Here is a 17,198-nt window from a genome sequence, read left to right on the forward strand (position 1 = left end):
TGTGCCAGGGAAGGGGCGAGCGATGACAGCGGCGGACCAGTGGGCGGGCGGCGACATGCCCTGCGGCGCGCCCGACGACGAGAAGCCGTGGGACGAGGTCACCCCCGAGGCGGCCCGCAAGCTCCTGGTCGCCGCGGTCGAGGCCTTCGCCGAGCGCGGCTACCACGCCACGACCACCCGCGACATCGCGAGCCGGGCGGGCATGAGCCCCGCGGCCCTGTACATCCACTACAAGACCAAGGAGGAGCTGCTCCACCGGATCAGCCGGATCGGCCACGACAAGGCGCTGGAGATCCTCTCGCGGTCGTACCGCAAGGACGGCACCCCGAGCGAGCGGCTCGCCGACGCCGTGCGCTCCTTCGTCCGCTGGCACGCGGGGCGCCATGCGACCGCCCGGGTGGTGCAGTACGAGCTGGACGCCCTGAGCGACGCCCACCGGGCGGAGATCATCGAGCTGCGCCGCGAGACGGACGCCGTGGTGCGAAGGATCCTCGACGAGGGCGTGGCCGCGGGCGAGTTCGAGGTCCCGGACGTCCCCGGCACCACGGTGGCCGTGCTCTCGCTCTGCATCGACGTGGCCCGCTGGTTCAACACCCAGGGGCGCCGCACGCCCGACGAGGTCGGCGCGTTCTACGCCGACCTCGTGCTGCGGATGGTGGGGGCCCGGCCCGCGGGCCCGGGGCCGGATCAGAAGAAGTAGCGGGAGACCGCCTCCGCCACGCACACGGGCTTGTCGCCGCCCTCCCGCTCCACGGTGACCCGCGCGGTCACCTGCACCCCGCCGCCCGCCTCCTCGACCCCGGTGAGCACGGCGGTGGCGCGGACCCGGGAGCCCGCGGGGACGGGGGCGGGGAAGCGGACCTTGTCGGAGCCGTAGTTGAGGCCCATGCGCACGCCCTCGACGCGCAGCACCTGGGGGACGAGCACGGGCAGCAGCGAGAGCGTCAGGTAGCCGTGGGCGATGGTGGTCCCGAACGGGCCGCCCGCCGCGCGCTCGGGGTCCACATGGATCCACTGGTGGTCGCCGGTCGCCTCGGCGAACAGGTCGATCCGCTTCTGGTCGACCTCCAGCCAGTCGCTGTACCCGAGCTGCTCGCCGACTCCGGCGCGCAGTTCCCCGGGGGAGGTGAAGATCCTGGGCTCCGCCATGTCGCTGGTCCCTGCCTCTCGTGTCCCGTCCCGTGTCTAAGCGCTTGCTCAGCATGCTGGTGGGCGGGACGTCCTGTCAACGGACCGCCCGGTGCGGCGTAGGCTCCGGGGAGTGCCCAAGATTCCCGAGAAGGTCCACGAACTCACCGTCGGCCAGGTCTCCGCGCGCAGCGGGGCGGCCGTCTCCGCGCTCCACTTCTACGAGGCCAAGGGCCTGATCCGCAGTCGGCGCACGAGCGGGAACCAGCGCCGCTTCACCCGGGACACCCTGCGGCGGGTCGCCTTCATCCGGGCCGCCCAACGGGTGGGCATCCCGCTGGCCACGATCCGCGAGGCACTGGCCGAACTCCCCGAGGAGCGGACGCCGGACCGCGAGGACTGGGCGCGCCTGTCGGCCGCCTGGCGCAGCGAGCTCGACGCGCGGATCAAGCAGCTGGGGCGCCTGCGCGACCACCTCACCGACTGCATCGGCTGCGGCTGCCTCTCGCTGGAGAACTGCGTGCTCTCCAACCCCGACGACGTCTTCGGCGAGCGGCTCACCGGCTCCCGGCTGCTGCCGGAGCAGGAGCGGGGCGGCGAGGGCTGACACGGTGCACGCGGACCGGTGCCGGTGCCGCGCTCTGGCTGTCAGGCCACCGGGGCCAGCCGGTGCCGGGCCGCACGCCGGGCCGCGGTGACGGCCTCCGGGGTCAGGGCCGGCGGGGGCACCAGGATGCCGCAGTCCCGGCACAGCGGCCCCGACCAGGGAGCCTGCCGCAGGTCCTGCCGCCACTCCAGCCGGGAGCCGAGGCAGACCGGGCAGGTCCGGCCCGGTCCCCGCTCCAGGGCGCCGATGAGCCGGCGCAGCACCTCGGCGAGCGGCTGCGGGGGGTGTGCCGCGGGGCTGGGGCAGCGCGCGACGCCATGGCCGCCCCAGGTGCGGCGGTGCCAGTCGTCGACGTGGCCGGGGCGCCGCAGCCCCGCGGACTTCTCCTGTTTTCGGCGGTCCGCGAAGCCCTCCTCGTACGCGAGCCAGACGGCCCGTGCCTCCTCCAGCTCCTCCAGCGCGGCCACCAGACGCACCGGATCGGGGGAGCGGTCCTCGGGGCCGATGCCGTGCCGGGCGCACAGGTGCGCCCAGGTCGCCCGGTGACCGTAGGGCGCGAAGCGCTCCAGGCACTTGCGCAGCGAGTACCGCCGCAGCGCCAGGTCGCACCGCGGATCACGCACCTGTCTGGCAAGACTCCGGAATCCGGCCATCGTGTCGCCACCTCCGTCGCTCGTGGATCGGCGTTGAAGAATGGACGTAGCAGTGCCCGTTCCGGCTCCATCCAAAAGGCGGGGGTGGCGTTTCGTCCGGATCCCGTCGGCCCCCTCAGTCGCCCACGCGGCCCGCTGCCAGCACCAGCCTGGCCAGTTCCTCGTGGCAGATGTCGCTGTGCGCGCCCGCGGGCGGACCGCCTCGGCGCACCACCCGGGCCGCGTCCACGCTGACACAGCCCCGGCGCGGCAGGGGTCCCCGGAGCGCCTGGTCCAGGGACACCCGTACCGCCCCCGGCACGGCCCGGATCCCGTCGTGGCCCATCGCCCACCACCGCGGGTCCGTGCCCGCCGCGGACGGCGGCTCGCCCGCGAGGCCGGAAGCGAGCGGGTAGAACACGCCGAGGGCGCTGTCGTGGCGTGAGAAGCAGGCCACGACCGGTCCGTCCACCCGCTCCTGGACCGATGCCAGGACTCCGGGGCTGTGCGGGGCGTGCGGCAGTCCGTCGGCGAAGGCGTAGTGCGAGAAGGCGCCCTGGAGGAGGGTCACGGACCCGACGTTCTCCGCACCCTCCGGCAGCCCCCGCAGCGCGAAGGCCACCAGCCGGGCCCCGTGGCTGTGGCCCACCAGATGCACCCGCACCCCCGGCGCCGACCGGGCCAGCCGCCCCAGCAGCGGCCCGAGCCCCAGCTCCCCGACGGCACCGGCCCGGCGCTTCACGGCGTAGTACGTGGTCTGCCGCAGCAGCTCCTTGGCGCCCCGCCACACGGGTGCGAGCCCGCCCCGGGCCGTGCGGGGCGCGGTGTCCGGGCGCACGGGGCCCGCGCCGTCGGCCGACTCCTCCAGCGCCGCCGCCAGCCTCTCGCACAGTTCGATCGGCTCCTCGAAGAACAGGGCGGGCGGGCCCTGCTCCTCGTGCGGGAGGTCCTCGGCGAAGGGCGACTCCAGGCTCCCGGTCGGCGCCGCCGCCAACTGCCGTGCCAGGCGGCCGAACTCGCCGACCGCCGCGCGGCTCTCGGGCCGCTCGTCCAGCAGCGCGGCGAGCCGCCGCACGGTGGCGTGGTGCCCCGGGTGCAGCGACGCCAGCACCTCCCGGGTCGAGGGGTCCAGGCCGGGGCCCGCAGGCTGCGCCCCCGGGGCGGGCGGTGCCACGTCGGGTATCGGTTCGTCCCCGAAGCGCATCGCGGGCCACCGGACCCCGGCGTAGGCCAGCCGGGCCCCCGGCGCCTGCGCGGCCGACTTGGGGAAGGGCGCGAGGAAGGCCGCGGTCAGGGCGCGCGCGACCGCGGGGGAGTTCTGCCAGCCGTGGGCGAGGACCACCAGGTCGGTGGTGTCCTCCGGGACCGGCTCCGGTCCCGGGCCCAGCACGTCGCCGTCCGCGTCGAACACGATCTCCCGGTACGGCTGCACACCCACCCCGGTCATGGCAGACCCTCCCCTCGCCCTGGTCCCAGCATCCTGCGCAAGAGGGGAAACGGCCATACCTCGGAACCGGTCAGAGCCGGTGGGCGGCGCGAACCCGGTGGAGGTGGACCAGTACGTCGTAGGAGTCGAGCGGCCGGAGCGGAGCGGGGGCGGCGGGCCAGGCGTTGCCGATGTCCCGGGCGGGGCGCTCCACCGCCGGCCAGTCGCGGGCCGCCGCGGGCGCGGTGCGCAGGTCCAGGACGTAGTCCCGTGGCGAGACCCGCTCCAGGGTGTGCTCGTGGGAACCCGGTGCGGGCGGGCCGGCACGGAAGGTCCCCGGCGTCTCCCCGGGGTCGGTCAGGTCCAGGGCGTTGAACGAGCCCCGGCCGAAGGTGAACCCGACGGCGACGTAGTCCGCACCGATCGCCTCGCGCAGGTAGGTCCCCTGCACCACGGGGTGACGCGCGGGGTCGCTGGTCTTCAGCCGGATGTGGCCGTTGTGCGCGGAGACCAGGATCCGGTGCCCCGTCTGCCGCTGCCACCACAGGGTGTTCTCGGCCATGATCCGGTCGCGGTACCGCATCGCCTCCCGGCCCTGCCCGGGGTCGTCCAGGTCGTGGGCGAACTCGGTCGCGTTCTGGACGATGGCCCGTGCATGCCGGAGCACGAAGGCGTGGCGGCGGGCGTCCGCGCCCGTGTGCAGGGCGCTCCAGCAGGTCGAGCACCGCGCGCACGTCCCGCGCCATGGCCCTGCGTTCGCCGAGCGGCAGGGCGAGCCGGGCCCTGATCGTCTCCCGCACGCCACCGGTCGGCCGGGAGGCGCGGTAGCGGCGCTCGGCCTCGGGGAGCAGGCGGGGGTGGTGGCGAGCCGGTGCGCCCCCGCGGCCGCGGTGGGGCCGCCCGGCGTGGCGGGTGCCCCGCGGGCGCGGGTTCCTCAGTACAGCAGGTGGCGGCGGCGGACCGCCCGGAAGGCGGCCAGGTCGCCGGACCAGGCCCCGACGACCTCGTCGGTGTCCGCGCCCGCGTCGAGGAGGGTGCGGACCGTCGCCGACCCGGTGAGCTTGTCGATCCAGTGGTCCGGCCGCCAGGCGAAGCCGCTCCAGGTCCGTTTGGCGGTCGCCAGCAGTGCGATGCCGGTGCGCACCGGGTCGAAGTCCTCCCGGTCGTGGACGTGGACCTGGACCCCGCCGACGGTGCGTCCCTGGAACTTGGAGAAGGTCGGGGTGAAGTACGCCTCGCGCAGATGCACACCGGGAAGCCCCAGCGCGTTCGCGGCGGCGGCCCAGTGCCGGTCGATGCCCTCCGCGCCCAGCAGTTCGAAGGGGCGGGTGGTGCCGCGCCCCTCCGAGAGGTTGGTGCCCTCGAAGAGGCAGGTGCCCGCGTACACCAGCGCCGTCTCGGGGGTGGGCATGTTGGGGCTCGGGGAGACCCACGGCAGGCCGGTCCGGTCGAAGAAGTCGGAGCGCCGCCAGCCCCTCATGGCCACCGTCTCCAGCGCGACGGGGGAGGGCAGGAACTCGGCGTTGAACAGCAGCGCGAGTTCGGCGACGGTCATGCCGTGGACCTGGGCGATCGGCTCCCGCCCGACGAAGCTCGCGAACCGCCTGTCCAGGACCGGGCCGAGGGCGGTCCGGCCGGTGACGGGGTTGGGCCGGTCCAGGACGACGAAGCGCTTCCCGGCCAGGGCGGCGGCCTCCATGCAGTCGTAGAGCGTCCAGATGTAGGTGTAGAAGCGGGCCCCCGCGTCCTGGATGTCGAACAGCACGGTGTCCGCGCCCGAGGCGGTGAAGATCTCCGCGAGGTCCCGGCCGCTCGTGCGGTAGGTGTCGTAGACGGGAAGGCCGGTGGCCGGGTCCTCGTGGCGGCCCTCGGAGCCGCCCGCCTGGGCAGTGCCCCGGAACCCGTGCTCGGGCCCGAACACGGCCACCAGGTTCACCCGTTCGTCGCTGTGCATCACGTCGACGACGTGGCGTACGTCCCGGGTGACGCCGGTCGGGTTGGTGACCACCCCGACCCGCTCCCCGGCGAGCCGCGCGTAGCCCTCGGCGGCGAGCCGCTCGAACCCGGTGCGCACGGTCCGCCCGTGCCCGCGGGCCGCGGCGGGGGAGGGGGCGCCGGCCAGCGCGCCGGCCGCGGCGCCGCCCGCGGCCAGCAGACCCCGTCTGGACAGGCTCAAGGGACTGCCTCCGTGGGTGCGGTGTGTCTCCGGGGTGCGGTCTGTCATGGCCACGCAGGCTAGCGCGGCCGGGGCCCGCCGGGAACGACCCCGGGGCGCGCCGCCGGGGCGTGCCGCCGGGGCGTGCCGGGCACGGCCGCGCGCGAGGGGCGCGGAGAGTCCTTCCCCCGGTGCATACCGACCGGTTAGTCTGCTCTCGTCGACCGGGACGAGGGGAAGGGCTGGGAAGCGATGGAGACGCTTGAGGGCGCGGGAGTGGTCGTCACCGGCGCGGGCGGCGGGATCGGTGCGGCACTGGCCCGCAGGTTCGCCGCCGAGGGGGCGCGCGTGGCCGTCAACGACCTGGACGCCGCCAGGGCCGAAGCCGTCGCGGCCGAGTGCGGGGGCACCGCCGTGCCCGGCGACGCCTCCGAGGCCGTGGACGCGGCCCGGGACGCCCTGGGCGGCCGCGTCGACGTCTACTGCGCCAACGCCGGACTGGCTTCCGGAGGCGACGCCTTCGCCGAGGAGGACGTGTGGGCCGCCGCCTGGGACGTCAACGTCATGGCGCACGTCCGGGCGAGCCGGGCCCTGCTGCCCGAGTGGCTGGAGCGCGGCAGCGGCCGCTTCGTGTCCACCGTCTCGGCGGCCGGGCTGCTCACCATGATCGGTGCCGCCCCCTACAGCGTGACCAAGCACGGGGCGCTCGCCTACGCCGAGTGGCTCCAGCTGACCTACGCCCACCGCGGCCTCAAGGTCCACGCCGTCTGCCCCCAGGGTGTGCGCACCGACATGCTGGCGGCCACCGGCACCGCCGGGGACCTGGTGCTCAAGCCCACCGCGATCGAGCCGGAGGACGTCGCGGACGCCCTGTTCCTGGCCATGGCCGAGGACCGCTTCCTCGTCCTGCCGCATCCCGAGGTGGCGGGCTTCTACCGCGCCAGGGCCGCCGACAACGGCCGCTGGCTCGCCGGGATGAACCACCTCCAGCAGAAGTGGGAGCAGGGCGGCGCCTGAGCACCCGGAGGCCGGCTGCGGCCCCGCGCGCCCCGGGCCGCCGGGGAATGGGAAGATCTGCGGGCGGGAACACGACTCCCCGGACGCGGGCCCACCCGGTCGCGGGGCCGGCGCCCCGCTCCGGGGCCCGGCCCCGGGGACGCGCGGCACCCCGCGCGGCGGCACGGACGAGACCGGACGGAACCGGCAGGAAGGGCGGGTGGCGGCGATGGCCAGGACGACGGACGGGGGCGGCACCCCCGTACCGCAGAGGCTGCTGGCCACCGCCACCCGCCTGTTCGCCGAGCAGGGCTACGACCGCACCTCCGTCCAGGAGATCGTCGAGGCGGCGGGGGTCACCAAGGGCGCCCTCTACCACTACTTCGGCTCCAAGGAGGATCTCCTCCAGGAGGTCTACTCCCGCGTCCTGCGCGTGCAGCAGGAGCGCCTGGACGCCTTCGCGGGAGCCGACGCGCCCGTCGAGGAGCGCCTGCGCGCCGCCGCCGCGGACGTGGTCGTCACCACCATCGACAACCTCGACGACGCGGCCATCTTCTTCCGCTCCATGCACCACCTCAGCCCGGAGAAGCACAAGCAGGTGCGTGCCGAGCGGCGCCGCTACCACGAGCGCTTCCGGGCCCTGGTGGAGGAGGGCCAGCGCACCGGCGTGTTCTCCACCGCCACCCCCGCCGACCTGGTCGTCGACTACCACTTCGGGTCGGTGCACCACCTGTCGACCTGGTACCGCGCGGACGGTCCGCTGAGCAAGCAGCAGGTGGCCGACCACCTCGCCGACCTGCTGCTGCGCGCCCTGCGGCCCTGAGGGCCGCGCGCCGGCCCGGGTGGCGGTGGCGGCCGACCGCCCGCGGGGCCAGCCTGGAGGTATGAACGAGGGCCTGCCGCGGCTGTGGGCCGCCGCCTACGGCTCGCGCACGGGCCGGCTGAGGCGGTGCGCCGCCCGGGCCGCGCTGAGGGTGCTGCGCTTCGTCCGCGCCCTCGCACTCGCCGACCACACACCACCGGCCGGCTACTGACGCCCCGGGGGCCGGGCGGGTCGGCCCCGGGGCGTCAGGGCGCCGCTCAGCGGTGGCGCTTCAACTCCCGCAGGGCCAGGGAGCGCTGGTGCACCTCGTCCGGGCCGTCCGCGAGCCGCAGCGTCCGCGCCGCCGCCCACAGCTCGGCCAGCGGGAAGTCCTGGCTCACGCCGCCCGCCCCGTGCAGCTGGACCGCCGAGTCCAGGATGTCCACCACCGCGCGCGGTGTCGCGATCTTGATGGCCTGGATCTCGGTGTGCGCCCCCCGGTTGCCCACCGTGTCCATCAGCCAGGCCGTCTTCAGCACCAGCAGCCGCAGCTGCTCCACCGTCACCCGGGCGTCCGCGATCCAGTTGTGCACCACGCCCTGCCGCGCCAGCGGGACGCCGAAGGCCTCGCGGGACACCGCCCGCCGGCACATCAGCTCGACCGCCCGCTCCGCCATGCCGATCAGCCGCATGCAGTGGTGGATGCGCCCGGGGCCCAGCCGCGCCTGGGCGATGGCGAACCCCTCGCCCTCCCCGCCGATCAGGTTCGACGCCGGGACGCGCGCGTCGGTGAAGACGATCTCGGCGTGGCCGCCGTGGGAGTGGTCCTCGTAGCCGTAGACCCGCATCGCCCGGCGCACCTCCACGCCCGGGGTGTCCCGGGGCACGAGCACCATGGACTGCCGGCGCCGGACGTCCTCGCCCTCGGGGTCCGTCCGGCCCATGACGACGAAGACCTCGCACCGGGGGTTCATCGCCCCGGAGATGTACCACTTGCGCCCGTTGACCACGTAGTCGTCGCCGTCGCGGTCGATCCGGGTGCGGATGTTGGTCGCGTCCGAGGACGCGACCTCGGGCTCGGTCATCGCGAAGGCGGAGCGGATCTCGCCGGCGAGCAGCGGCTCCAGCCACCGCTTGCGCTGCTCCCCGTCGCCGAACTGGGCCAGCAGCTCCATGTTCCCGGTGTCCGGAGCCGCGCAGTTGAGGGCCGTGGGGGCCAGGTGCGGGCTGCGGCCGGTGATCTCGGCCAGCGGCGCGTACTGCAGGTTGGTCAGGCCCGCCCCGTGCTCCGCGTCGGGCAGGAACAGGTTCCACAGCCCCTGCCGGCGCGCCTCGGCCTTGAGCTCCTCCACGATCGGCGGGGTGTCCCAGGGCGAGGCCAGCCGTGACCGCTGCTCCTGCTCGACGGCCTCGGCCGGGTGGACGTGCTCCTCCATGAAGGCCAGCAGGCGGCCCCGGAGCTCCTCGGTGCGGGTGTCGAACGCGAAGTCCATGGGTGCTCAGCCTTCCTGGAGGGTGGACAGTCCGTGGCCGATGAAGACGGGGACGAGGTCGCCGATCCGGTCGAAGCCGGGGCCGACCGTTTGGCCCAGGGTGTGCCGGTAGTGGATGCCCTCCAGGATCACGGCCAGCTTGAACCAGGCGAAGGCGGTGTACCAGGAGATCGCGGAGGTGTCCCGGCCGGAGAGCTCGGCGTAGCGGTCGACGAGTTCCTGCGGTCCGGGATGGCCCGCTGCCGCCGCCGTGGTGCTCACGGGGGAGTCCGGCAGCTCCAGGCGCCTGCTGTACATCACGAGCAGACCGAGGTCGGTCAGCGGGTCGCCGAGCGTGGACATCTCCCAGTCGAGGACGGCGGTGATCCGGTCGTCCTCGCCGATGAGCACGTTGTCCAGCCGGTAGTCCCCGTGGACGACGGCGGGTGCGGGGGAGCGCGGCAGGCTCCTGCCGAGGGCGGCGTGCAGCTCGTCGATCCCCGCCAGCTCCCGGCCGCGCGAGGCGTCCAGCTGCTTGCCCCAGCGGCGCAGCTGGCGGTCGAGGAAGCCGTCCGGGCGGCCGAAGTCGCCCAGGCCGACGGAGTCCGGTTCGACGGCGTGCAGGTCGACCAGGGTGTCGACGAGCGAGAGCACCGCGCCCCGGGTGCGCCCGGGGCCGAGCGGGGCGAGCTGTTCGGCGGTGCGGTACGGGGTGCCCTCGACGAACTCCATCACGTAGAAGGGCGCCCCCAGCACCGACGCGTCCTCGCACAGCAGCAGCGGCTCCGGCACGGGTACCGCCGTCGGGGCGAGGGCGCTGATCACGCGGTGCTCGCGCTTCATGTCGTGGGCCGTGGCGAGGACGTGGCCGAGCGGCGGGCGGCGCACCACCCACCGGTCGGTGCCGTCGGTGACCAGGTAGGTGAGGTTGGAGCGCCCGCCCTGGAGGAGCGTCGCGTCGAGCGGGCCGCGCACCGTCCCGGGCCGTGCGCGGTCCAGATGTCCGCGCAGCCTCTCGGGGTCGAGTCCCTGCGGGGCTGGGCTCATGGTGCGCACCTCCGGGGTGGTTCGGGGGTCGGTCCTGGACGCGACCCATCATGACCGACCAGTCGGTATGTCGTCCAGTGCCGGTGCGCGCTCCGGGCCGGGCAGCGGCCGCCCTGCCCGCGATCAGGCGCGGCAGGCCACCGGCCCCGGGGCGCGCGGCGATGACGACGCCCCGCTCCGGCAGGTGCACCACCGTGTCGCCCGCCGTGTGCGCCACGCCCACGGAGTGCGGCAGGCGCACCTCCGTCTCCCCGAGGTGCCGGGTCGGCCGGTCGGCGGAGGTGAGCTGCCGGACCGGAGGCGGGGGTGCCCGGGGAGTCCTCCGGCGCGAGGGTGCCCGGGCTCCCGGGCGTGGGGGCAGTTGCCCGCGCCGCGGGAGCGCGGGGCGGCCACCGTGCCCGGCCGGAGGGGCGTGGCAGGTGGGGCGCCCCGTTTCCCGGTGGCGCACGAGGAGGGCCGCGGCGCCTCGGAGCGGCCGCCGTGCCGGGGGTCCGCGGCGGTGCCCACCCGACCCCGGGCCCCTCAGGTCACCACGGTCACCGCGAAGGCGGCCAGCGCCAGCGTGCACACCGCCGCGGCGACCGCCCCCGCCGGGGTCAGCACCACGGGGCGGGGCGCGGACATCGCGGCGATCCTGCGGTGGGCCACGGCGAGGAAGCCGATCAGCGCCACCGCCCCCGCGCCGAGGGCCAGGGCGCCCGGTCGTCCCAGCCGCCCCGCGTCGAGCACCCCCCGCACCGCCAGCACGGCCACGACCACCCAGGTGAGGGTGGTGCGTCGCCAGGCCAGCCGGGTCCGCTCCGGCTGGAGCCCCGGGTCCCGGTCACCGGGCGCCGTCACGCGTCCCCCAGCGCCACGATGACCACCATCACCACCGACACCACGGCCACCATCACGGCCAGCAGCGCAGGGAACCGCGAGCCGGGCAGGTCCTCGCCCCGGCGCATCGCCCGCTCGCAGCGCACCCAGTGGTCGACGGCCCGCACCGCGCAGACCGCGCCGGTGCCGATCAGGGCGAGCGCCAGGCCCGCGCGGACGCCCCAGCGCAGGTCGGGAAGGAACTGGTCGACCGCGAACCCCCCGCCGATCAGCGCGAGCGCGGTGCGGATCCAGGCGAGGAAGGTCCGCTCGTTGGCGAGGGAGAAGCGGTAGTCGGGTGTCTCGCCCTCGTCCCGGACGCGGCCGGGAGAGAACCACAGGCGCAGACTCCGAACCAGATCACTCACGCTGCGCACCCTACCGGTGGCCCTCCGGGAGCCCCCTCCGCCGTGCGGGCGGCGGGCGGCTCACACCTCCGGCAGCGCGCGCACCCGCCGGTAGGCGTCGAGTCCGTCCGGCACCCACGGCCAGGTCTCCAGCCGGGCCGCCAGCTCCTCCTCGGTGAGGAAGGCGTGCCAGGCGACCTCCTCCGCCTGGGGGCGCACCGGCAGGGTGCAGCGGACCTCGTAGACCGCGGACCACCACTCGCCGGCGCCCTCGCCGCCGGTGAACAGAAAGCGCGTCAGCGGACGGGGGCGGGGCAGTCCGCTCACCCCCAGTTCCTCCTCCGCCTCGCGCAGCGCGGCCTCGTCGTAGCCCTCTCCCGTGCCGACGACCCCGCCGACGAACATGTCGTACCGGGAGGGGAAGACCAGCTTGGAGGCCGTGCGGCGGTGCACGAAGATCCGGTCCTGCCCGTCGCGGACGAGCACGAACACGCAGCGGTGGCGCAGCCCCCGGGCGTACACCTCCCCGCGGGGGGCGCTGCCGACGACCCGGTCCTCGGCGTCGACGACGTCCAGCACCTCCTCGGCGGGGTCGCCCGGACGGCCGGGCGGGGGAGCGGCCCGCGGGCCGGGCGGCGGGGCGGCGGACGGGCGCTGGTTCTCCATGGCGGCATTCTGGCACCCGGCCCACCCGGCCCACCCGGCCCGTCGTCGCAGCACGGGGGCCGGCAGCAGGACCCCCGCGCTGCCGACGACACGGACGGGCGTCGCCACGGCCGGACGGGTCCGCGGCGCTCCCCGAAGCTCCTCCGCCGGGGCCGAGCGCAGGCGCCGCACGGTGCGCGAGGCGGTCCGGGCGCCGGAGTCCGTGCGCCCGGTCGAGCCCCGCCGCCGCGCCCGGCGCACCCGCCACCGGGTGGTGGCCGAGCATCCGGGCCCGGCCGCCGCCACCCTGCGCGTGCATGCGCCGAGGTCGTTCGCGAAGGCGATGCGGGGGCGGGCGGCGCGGCTCACCCGGCGGATCGCCGGGCCGCACCCGGAGAGCTGGACGCGTCGGCTCCCTGAGCGTCCTCGTCTCGGGGCGAGTGGGCCGACGACCTTGGTTCATCACTGTGAAACCTCTGAAATACCTCAGATGGCTATCTGACTGGGCCTCAGCACTGCCAAGATCCCAGGGTTGCCGTTGATCACCCGCTGGAGGCCCACACTCCGGCGCGGCCTGCCCGGTGACCGCCCCACCCCGGTCCGGCAGGCCGTCGACTCTCGGCCGCTGACCGGATTCATCCCCTCACGAAGGCGAACACCCCCTATGAGTGACCGCGCCACCGCTGCGGCCGAGACCCCTGCCGGCGCCCCGGGCGCGCCCCATGTCGACGCGGGCGACGCCGGGTACCGCAAGGACCTCAAGTCCCGGCACATCAACATGATCGCCATCGGCGGCGCCATCGGCACCGGCCTCTTCCTCGGGGCCGGAGGCCGGATGGCGGACGCCGGACCCTCGCTCTTCCTCGCCTACGCCGTCTGCGGCGTCTTCGCCTTCCTCGTCGTCCGCGCGCTCGGCGAACTCGTCCTCTACCGCGCCTCCTCGGGTGCCTTCGTCTCCTACGCCCGGGAGTTCATGGGCGAGAAGGGCGCCTACACCGCCGGCTGGCTCTACTTCCTCAACTGGTCGACCACCGCGGTCGCCGACATCACCGCGGCCGCCACCTACGCCCACTTCTGGTCCATGTTCAGCGACGTCCCCCAGTGGGTGCTCGCCCTGATCGCCCTCGCCGTGGTGCTGGCCGCCAACCTCATCTCGGTGAAGTACTTCGGCGAGATGGAGTTCTGGTTCGCCATCGTCAAGGTCGCGGCCCTCGTCGTGTTCATGGTGGTCGGCATCTTCCTGGTCGCCACCTCGCACGACGTCGGCGGACACACCGCCGGCCTCGCCACCATCGGCGACAACGGCGGCATCTTCCCCTCGGGCGTGATGCCGATGCTGCTGCTCATCCAGGGCGTCGTCTTCGCCTACGCCTCCGTCGAACTCTGCGGCGTCGCCGCGGGCGAGACCGAGAACCCGGAGAAGATCATGCCGAAGGCGATCAACTCCATCATGTGGCGCGTCGGCCTCTTCTACGTCGGCTCGGTGATCCTGCTCGCGCTGCTGCTGCCCTACACCGCCTACTCGGCCGACGAGAGCCCCTTCGTCACCGTCTTCGACCGGCTCGGCGTCCCCGGCGCGGCCGGGGTGATGAACCTCGTCGTGCTCACCGCCGCCCTCTCCAGCCTCAACTCCGGCCTCTACTCGACCGGCCGCATCCTGCGCTCCATGTCGCTGGCGGGCTCCGCGCCCCGCTTCACCGGCGTCATGAACAGGGGAGGCGTGCCCTACGGCGGCATCCTGCTCACCGCGGGCTTCGGCGTCGCGGGCGTCGTCCTCAACTACGTCATGCCCGGCGAGGCCTTCGAGCTCGTGCTCAACCTCGCCTCCGTCGGCATCATCGGCACCTGGGCCATGATCATGGTGTGCTCCCTGGTCTTCTGGATCCGCTCCCAGGAGGGTGCGCTCACCCGCCCCGGCTACCGACTGCCGGGCGCCCCCTTCACCCAGCTCGCCACCCTGCTGTTCCTGGCCTCCGTCCTGGTCCTGATGTGGCTGGACGGCGGCATCGCCCGCACCACCGTCAACTGCCTTCCGCTGATCGCCGCGGCGCTCGTCGGCGGGTGGTTCCTGGTCCGCGGCCGGGTCCGGGAACTCGCCGCGGGCAGCGGGCGCTGACGCACCGCCACCCGGCCGCTCCGCGTCCCGCGGTCCGCGGCGGGCGCGGGGCCGGCCGCATGGCGCGCGCCCGCGGCGCGGCCCGCGGGCGTACCGTCCCCGCGGGACCCGCCGACGGGCCATAGTGGGGGGCGACACCACCGTGAGAGGAAGGGCAGGTCCGAGGATGCCGCAGCAGGTGAACGGCGTGATCGCACCCGGCAGGGACGAGCCGGTCCGGGTGGAGGCGATCATCGTCCCCGACCCCGGCCCCGGAGAGGCGGTGGTGCGGATCCAGGCCTGCGGGGTCTGCCACACCGACCTGCACTACAAGCAGGGCGGCATCAACGACGACTTCCCCTTCCTGCTCGGCCACGAGGCCGCCGGCGTCGTGGAGAGCGTCGGCGACGACGTCACCGACGTCGCCCCCGGGGACTTCGTCGTCCTCAACTGGCGTGCCGTGTGCGGCCGCTGCCGTGCCTGCCGCCGCGGCCGCCCCTGGTACTGCTTCGACACCCACAACGCCCGGCAGAGGATGACCCTGGCCGAGACCGGCGCCGAACTCTCGCCCGCCCTGGGCATCGGGGCCTTCGCCGAGAAGACCCTGGTCGCCGCCGGCCAGTGCACCAAGGTCGACCCGGCCGTCTCCCCGGCCGTCGCGGGGCTCCTCGGCTGCGGCGTCATGGCGGGCATCGGCGCCGCGGTCAACACCGGCCGGGTCGGCCGCGGGGACACGGTCGCCGTCATCGGCTGCGGAGGCGTCGGCGACGCCGCCGTGGTGGGCGCCCGCCTCGCCGGAGCGGCCGCGATCATCGCCGTCGACATCGACGACCGCAAGCTGGAGACCGCCAAGGCCATGGGCGCCACCCACACGGTCAACTCGCGCTCCACCGACCCCGTCGAGGCGATCCGCGCCCTCACCGGCGGCTTCGGTGCCGACGTCGTCATCGAGGCCGTCGGCCGCCCCGAGACCTACCGGCAGGCGTTCTACGCCCGCGACCTGGCCGGCACCGTCGTCCTGGTCGGCGTCCCCACGCCCGAGATGACCCTTGAACTCCCCCTGCTCGACGTGTTCGGCCGCGGCGGGTCCCTGAAGTCCTCCTGGTACGGCGACTGCCTTCCCTCGCGTGACTTCCCCATGCTGATCGACCTCCACCAGCAGGGCCGCATCGACCTCGGCGCCTTCGTGACCGAGACCATCGGCCTGGGCGACGTGGAGAAGGCCTTCGCCCGGATGCACGAGGGCGACGTCCTGCGCTCGGTGGTGGTGCTCTGATGCCCGCGGCCATCGACCACCTGGTCACCTCCGGCACCTTCTCCCTCGACGGCGGCACCTGGGACGTCGACAACAACGTCTGGATCGTCGGCGACGACACCGAGGCCGTCGTCATCGACGCCGCACACGACGCCGTGGCCATCGAGGCGGCGCTCCGCGGGCGGCGCCTGCGCGCGATCGTGTGCACCCACGCCCACGACGACCACGTCGGCGCCGCCCCGGCACTCGCCGAGGCCACCGGGGCACCGGTCCTGCTCCACCCCGACGACCTGCCCCTGTGGAAGCGGACCCACCCCGAGCGCGACCCCGACGGCGAACTCGCCGACGGCCAGGTGCTCACCGTCGCCGGCACGGCCCTGACCGTGCTGCACACCCCCGGCCACGCACCCGGGGCCGTCTGCCTGTACGCACCGGAACTCGGCACGGTGTTCACCGGGGACACGCTGTTCCAGGGCGGTCCGGGGGCCACCGGGAGGTCCTTCTCCGACTTCCCGACGATCATCGACTCCATCCGCGAGCGGCTGCTCACCCTTCCGCCGGAGACCGTGGTGCGCACCGGCCACGGGGACGCCACCACCATCGGGCGGGAGGCCCCGGGCCTTCAGGAGTGGATCGACCGGGGCCACTGAGCCAGCCGCAGCCGGCTGGTGAACCGGCGCGGCCCACCCGTCACGGGGTCGGTGAACTCCAGCACCCGCGCGAGCAGTTGCAGCGGGCGGCCGAAGTCCTCCGACCCCGCCTCGCGCACCACGGGGTACAGCGGGTCGTCCAGGATCGGCAGCCCCAGCGCGTTCATGTGCACCCGCAGCTGATGGGTCCGGCCGGTACGCGGCAGCAACCGGTACCGGCCGATCCCGTCGCGCACCCCGATCAGCTCCACCCGGCTCTCGCTGTTCGGCTCGCCGGGCTCCTCGCGGGCCGCCAGCACCCCCCGCTCCTTGACGATGCGGCTGCGCACGGTCGTGGGCAGTTCCACGGACGGGTCGTGCACCGCGAGCGCCTCGTACTCCTTGCGCACCGCCCGGTCCCGGAACATCGTCTGGTACGCCCCCCGCTCCTCGGGGCGTACCACGAACAGCACCAGCCCCGCCGTCACCCGGTCCAGCCGGTGGGCGGGCTGGAGCGCGGGCAGCCCCAGGTCCCGCCGGAGGCGGGCCTGCGCCGTCTCGGCGACATGCCCCCCGCGCGGCATCGTGGCCAGGAAGTGCGGCTTGTCGGCCACCACCAGGTGCGCGTCCCGGTGGACGATCCCCACCTCGGCGGGGACCCGGGGCTCGGCGGGCAGCGCGCGGTGGAACCAGACGGACCGCCCCTCGGTGTAGGGGTCGTCCGGCCGCACGGGGCCGTCCTCGCCGACGAATCCGCCGCCGGCCAGCAGGGCGTCGACCCACTCCACCCCGACGGCCCGGCCGTACCGCGCCACCAGGTGGTCGCGCACCGTCGTCCACGCTCCCTCGGGATCCGGCGGCAGCCGCAACCGCACCGGGTCCACGCCCTCGCGCTGGGGGAGGGGGGACACCGGCCGGGAGGAGCGTCTGCGGGGCACGGGTACGACTCTATGCCCGGCCCCGGGGAGGGCCGCCCCGGTCCGGCACGACGGAGCGGGGCCCGGCGGACGCCGGCCCCCGAGCGGCTGCGCCCGTCCCGGCCTGCACGGCCCCCACCGACGGCTCCTCCCGCTCCGGCGGGCGGGGTCCGTCGACCGTCCGGGA

Annotated in this window: 19 protein-coding genes; 8 read left to right on the forward strand and 11 right to left on the reverse strand. The window is 75.0% G+C overall.

What is annotated here, in order from left to right; genetic code table 11:
- Window positions 1-22: 22 nt before the first annotated feature.
- Window positions 23-700 (forward strand): TetR/AcrR family transcriptional regulator, encoded by a 678-nt coding sequence (locus NPS70_RS13170; RefSeq protein WP_256524382.1) that lies wholly within the window; start codon window positions 23-25, stop codon window positions 698-700.
- On the opposite strand, the gene NPS70_RS13175 is transcribed toward NPS70_RS13170, so the two are convergent.
- A complete protein-coding gene (locus tag NPS70_RS13175; protein ID WP_256524383.1) occupies window positions 688-1,149 on the reverse strand; it encodes a MaoC family dehydratase in 462 nt (153 codons plus the stop codon). The genes NPS70_RS13170 and NPS70_RS13175 overlap by 13 nt on opposite strands.
- A 112-nt stretch (window positions 1,150-1,261) precedes the next feature.
- Between NPS70_RS13175 and soxR the strand changes: the two genes are divergently transcribed.
- Window positions 1,262-1,735, forward strand: a complete 474-nt coding sequence (gene soxR, locus NPS70_RS13180; protein ID WP_256524384.1) for a redox-sensitive transcriptional activator SoxR — start codon at window positions 1,262-1,264, stop codon at window positions 1,733-1,735.
- 41 nt (window positions 1,736-1,776) lie between these two features.
- Here the strand turns inward: soxR and NPS70_RS13185 are convergent, their stop codons facing one another.
- From NPS70_RS13185 to NPS70_RS13200, 4 genes are all read right to left on the reverse strand, one after another.
- Window positions 1,777-2,388 carry a hypothetical protein gene (locus tag NPS70_RS13185; protein ID WP_256524385.1) on the reverse strand — a complete coding sequence of 204 codons (612 nt, stop codon included), beginning with the start codon at window positions 2,386-2,388 and terminating at the stop codon, window positions 1,777-1,779.
- A gap of 115 nt (window positions 2,389-2,503) precedes the next feature.
- Complete coding sequence (locus NPS70_RS13190; RefSeq protein ID WP_256524386.1) at window positions 2,504-3,814, reverse strand: serine-threonine protein kinase; 1,311 nt, start codon at window positions 3,812-3,814, stop codon at window positions 2,504-2,506.
- Window positions 3,815-3,884: 70 nt separating this feature from the next.
- Window positions 3,885-4,460: an erythromycin esterase family protein gene (locus NPS70_RS13195; protein ID WP_256524387.1), complete on the reverse strand. Its 576-nt coding sequence runs from the start codon at window positions 4,458-4,460 to the stop codon at window positions 3,885-3,887.
- Window positions 4,461-4,727: 267 nt separating this feature from the next.
- Complete coding sequence (locus tag NPS70_RS13200) at window positions 4,728-5,969, reverse strand: exo-beta-N-acetylmuramidase NamZ domain-containing protein (protein WP_256524388.1); 1,242 nt, start codon at window positions 5,967-5,969, stop codon at window positions 4,728-4,730.
- Between the two features lie 231 nt (window positions 5,970-6,200).
- Between NPS70_RS13200 and NPS70_RS13205 the strand changes: the two genes are divergently transcribed.
- From NPS70_RS13205 to NPS70_RS13215, 3 genes are all read left to right on the forward strand, one after another.
- Entirely contained in the window at window positions 6,201-6,965 is a 765-nt protein-coding gene (locus NPS70_RS13205) for an SDR family oxidoreductase (protein ID WP_256524389.1), read from the forward strand.
- Window positions 6,966-7,173: 208 nt separating this feature from the next.
- Window positions 7,174-7,767, forward strand: a complete 594-nt coding sequence (locus NPS70_RS13210; protein WP_256524390.1) for a TetR/AcrR family transcriptional regulator — start codon at window positions 7,174-7,176, stop codon at window positions 7,765-7,767.
- Window positions 7,768-7,828: 61 nt separating this feature from the next.
- A complete protein-coding gene (locus tag NPS70_RS13215; RefSeq protein WP_256524391.1) occupies window positions 7,829-7,978 on the forward strand; it encodes a hypothetical protein in 150 nt (49 codons plus the stop codon).
- A 46-nt stretch (window positions 7,979-8,024) separates the two neighbouring features.
- On the opposite strand, the gene NPS70_RS13220 is transcribed toward NPS70_RS13215, so the two are convergent.
- The 5 genes from NPS70_RS13220 to NPS70_RS13240 form a co-directional block, all read right to left on the reverse strand.
- The gene (locus NPS70_RS13220; RefSeq protein ID WP_256524392.1) at window positions 8,025-9,239 is read right to left on the reverse strand and encodes an acyl-CoA dehydrogenase family protein; all 1,215 of its coding nucleotides are present in this window, start codon (window positions 9,237-9,239) and stop codon (window positions 8,025-8,027) included.
- 6 nt (window positions 9,240-9,245) lie between these two features.
- Entirely contained in the window at window positions 9,246-10,265 is a 1,020-nt protein-coding gene (locus NPS70_RS13225) for a phosphotransferase family protein (RefSeq protein WP_256524393.1), read from the reverse strand.
- A 522-nt stretch (window positions 10,266-10,787) separates the two neighbouring features.
- Window positions 10,788-11,105 carry a DUF202 domain-containing protein gene (locus tag NPS70_RS13230; protein WP_256524394.1) on the reverse strand — a complete coding sequence of 106 codons (318 nt, stop codon included), beginning with the start codon at window positions 11,103-11,105 and terminating at the stop codon, window positions 10,788-10,790.
- Window positions 11,102-11,491, reverse strand: a complete 390-nt coding sequence (locus NPS70_RS13235; protein ID WP_256524395.1) for a DUF202 domain-containing protein — start codon at window positions 11,489-11,491, stop codon at window positions 11,102-11,104. The genes NPS70_RS13230 and NPS70_RS13235 overlap by 4 nt, the downstream gene beginning before the upstream one ends.
- Before the next feature lie 60 nt (window positions 11,492-11,551).
- Window positions 11,552-12,136, reverse strand: coding sequence for an NUDIX domain-containing protein (locus NPS70_RS13240; protein WP_256524397.1), 585 nt, complete (start codon window positions 12,134-12,136; stop codon window positions 11,552-11,554).
- 643 nt (window positions 12,137-12,779) lie between these two features.
- Between NPS70_RS13240 and NPS70_RS13245 the strand changes: the two genes are divergently transcribed.
- The 3 genes from NPS70_RS13245 (at window position 12,780) to NPS70_RS13255 (ending at window position 16,115) form a co-directional block, all read left to right on the forward strand.
- Window positions 12,780-14,231, forward strand: a complete 1,452-nt coding sequence (locus NPS70_RS13245) for an amino acid permease (RefSeq protein ID WP_256524398.1) — start codon at window positions 12,780-12,782, stop codon at window positions 14,229-14,231.
- A gap of 166 nt (window positions 14,232-14,397) precedes the next feature.
- Entirely contained in the window at window positions 14,398-15,486 is a 1,089-nt protein-coding gene (locus tag NPS70_RS13250) for an S-(hydroxymethyl)mycothiol dehydrogenase (RefSeq protein WP_256524399.1), read from the forward strand.
- A complete protein-coding gene (locus NPS70_RS13255) occupies window positions 15,486-16,115 on the forward strand; it encodes an MBL fold metallo-hydrolase (RefSeq protein WP_256524400.1) in 630 nt (209 codons plus the stop codon). Before NPS70_RS13250 ends, NPS70_RS13255 begins: the two co-directional genes overlap by 1 nt.
- Here NPS70_RS13255 and NPS70_RS13260 read toward each other — a convergent pair.
- Entirely contained in the window at window positions 16,088-17,032 is a 945-nt protein-coding gene (locus NPS70_RS13260) for a pseudouridine synthase (protein ID WP_256524401.1), read from the reverse strand. The genes NPS70_RS13255 and NPS70_RS13260 overlap by 28 nt on opposite strands.
- Window positions 17,033-17,198 lie beyond the last annotated feature (166 nt).

Origin of the sequence: Streptomyces sp. C10-9-1, from assembly GCF_024497955.1 — a bacterium.
GTDB lineage: Bacteria > Actinomycetota > Actinomycetes > Streptomycetales > Streptomycetaceae > Streptomyces > Streptomyces sanyensis.

Coding starts and splice junctions, on each gene's coding strand:
- NPS70_RS13170 (WP_256524382.1), top strand. CDS start 23: ATGACAGCGGCGGACCAGTGGGCGGGCGGCGACATGCCCTGCGGCGCG.
- NPS70_RS13175 (WP_256524383.1), bottom strand. CDS start 1,149: ATGGCGGAGCCCAGGATCTTCACCTCCCCCGGGGAACTGCGCGCCGGA.
- NPS70_RS13185 (WP_256524385.1), bottom strand. CDS start 2,388: ATGGCCGGATTCCGGAGTCTTGCCAGACAGGTGCGTGATCCGCGGTGC.
- NPS70_RS13190 (WP_256524386.1), bottom strand. CDS start 3,814: ATGACCGGGGTGGGTGTGCAGCCGTACCGGGAGATCGTGTTCGACGCG.
- NPS70_RS13205 (WP_256524389.1), top strand. CDS start 6,201: ATGGAGACGCTTGAGGGCGCGGGAGTGGTCGTCACCGGCGCGGGCGGC.
- NPS70_RS13210 (WP_256524390.1), top strand. CDS start 7,174: ATGGCCAGGACGACGGACGGGGGCGGCACCCCCGTACCGCAGAGGCTG.
- NPS70_RS13215 (WP_256524391.1), top strand. CDS start 7,829: ATGAACGAGGGCCTGCCGCGGCTGTGGGCCGCCGCCTACGGCTCGCGC.
- NPS70_RS13220 (WP_256524392.1), bottom strand. CDS start 9,239: ATGGACTTCGCGTTCGACACCCGCACCGAGGAGCTCCGGGGCCGCCTG.
- NPS70_RS13225 (WP_256524393.1), bottom strand. CDS start 10,265: ATGAGCCCAGCCCCGCAGGGACTCGACCCCGAGAGGCTGCGCGGACAT.
- NPS70_RS13240 (WP_256524397.1), bottom strand. CDS start 12,136: ATGGAGAACCAGCGCCCGTCCGCCGCCCCGCCGCCCGGCCCGCGGGCC.
- NPS70_RS13245 (WP_256524398.1), top strand. CDS start 12,780: ATGAGTGACCGCGCCACCGCTGCGGCCGAGACCCCTGCCGGCGCCCCG.
- NPS70_RS13250 (WP_256524399.1), top strand. CDS start 14,398: ATGCCGCAGCAGGTGAACGGCGTGATCGCACCCGGCAGGGACGAGCCG.
- NPS70_RS13255 (WP_256524400.1), top strand. CDS start 15,486: ATGCCCGCGGCCATCGACCACCTGGTCACCTCCGGCACCTTCTCCCTC.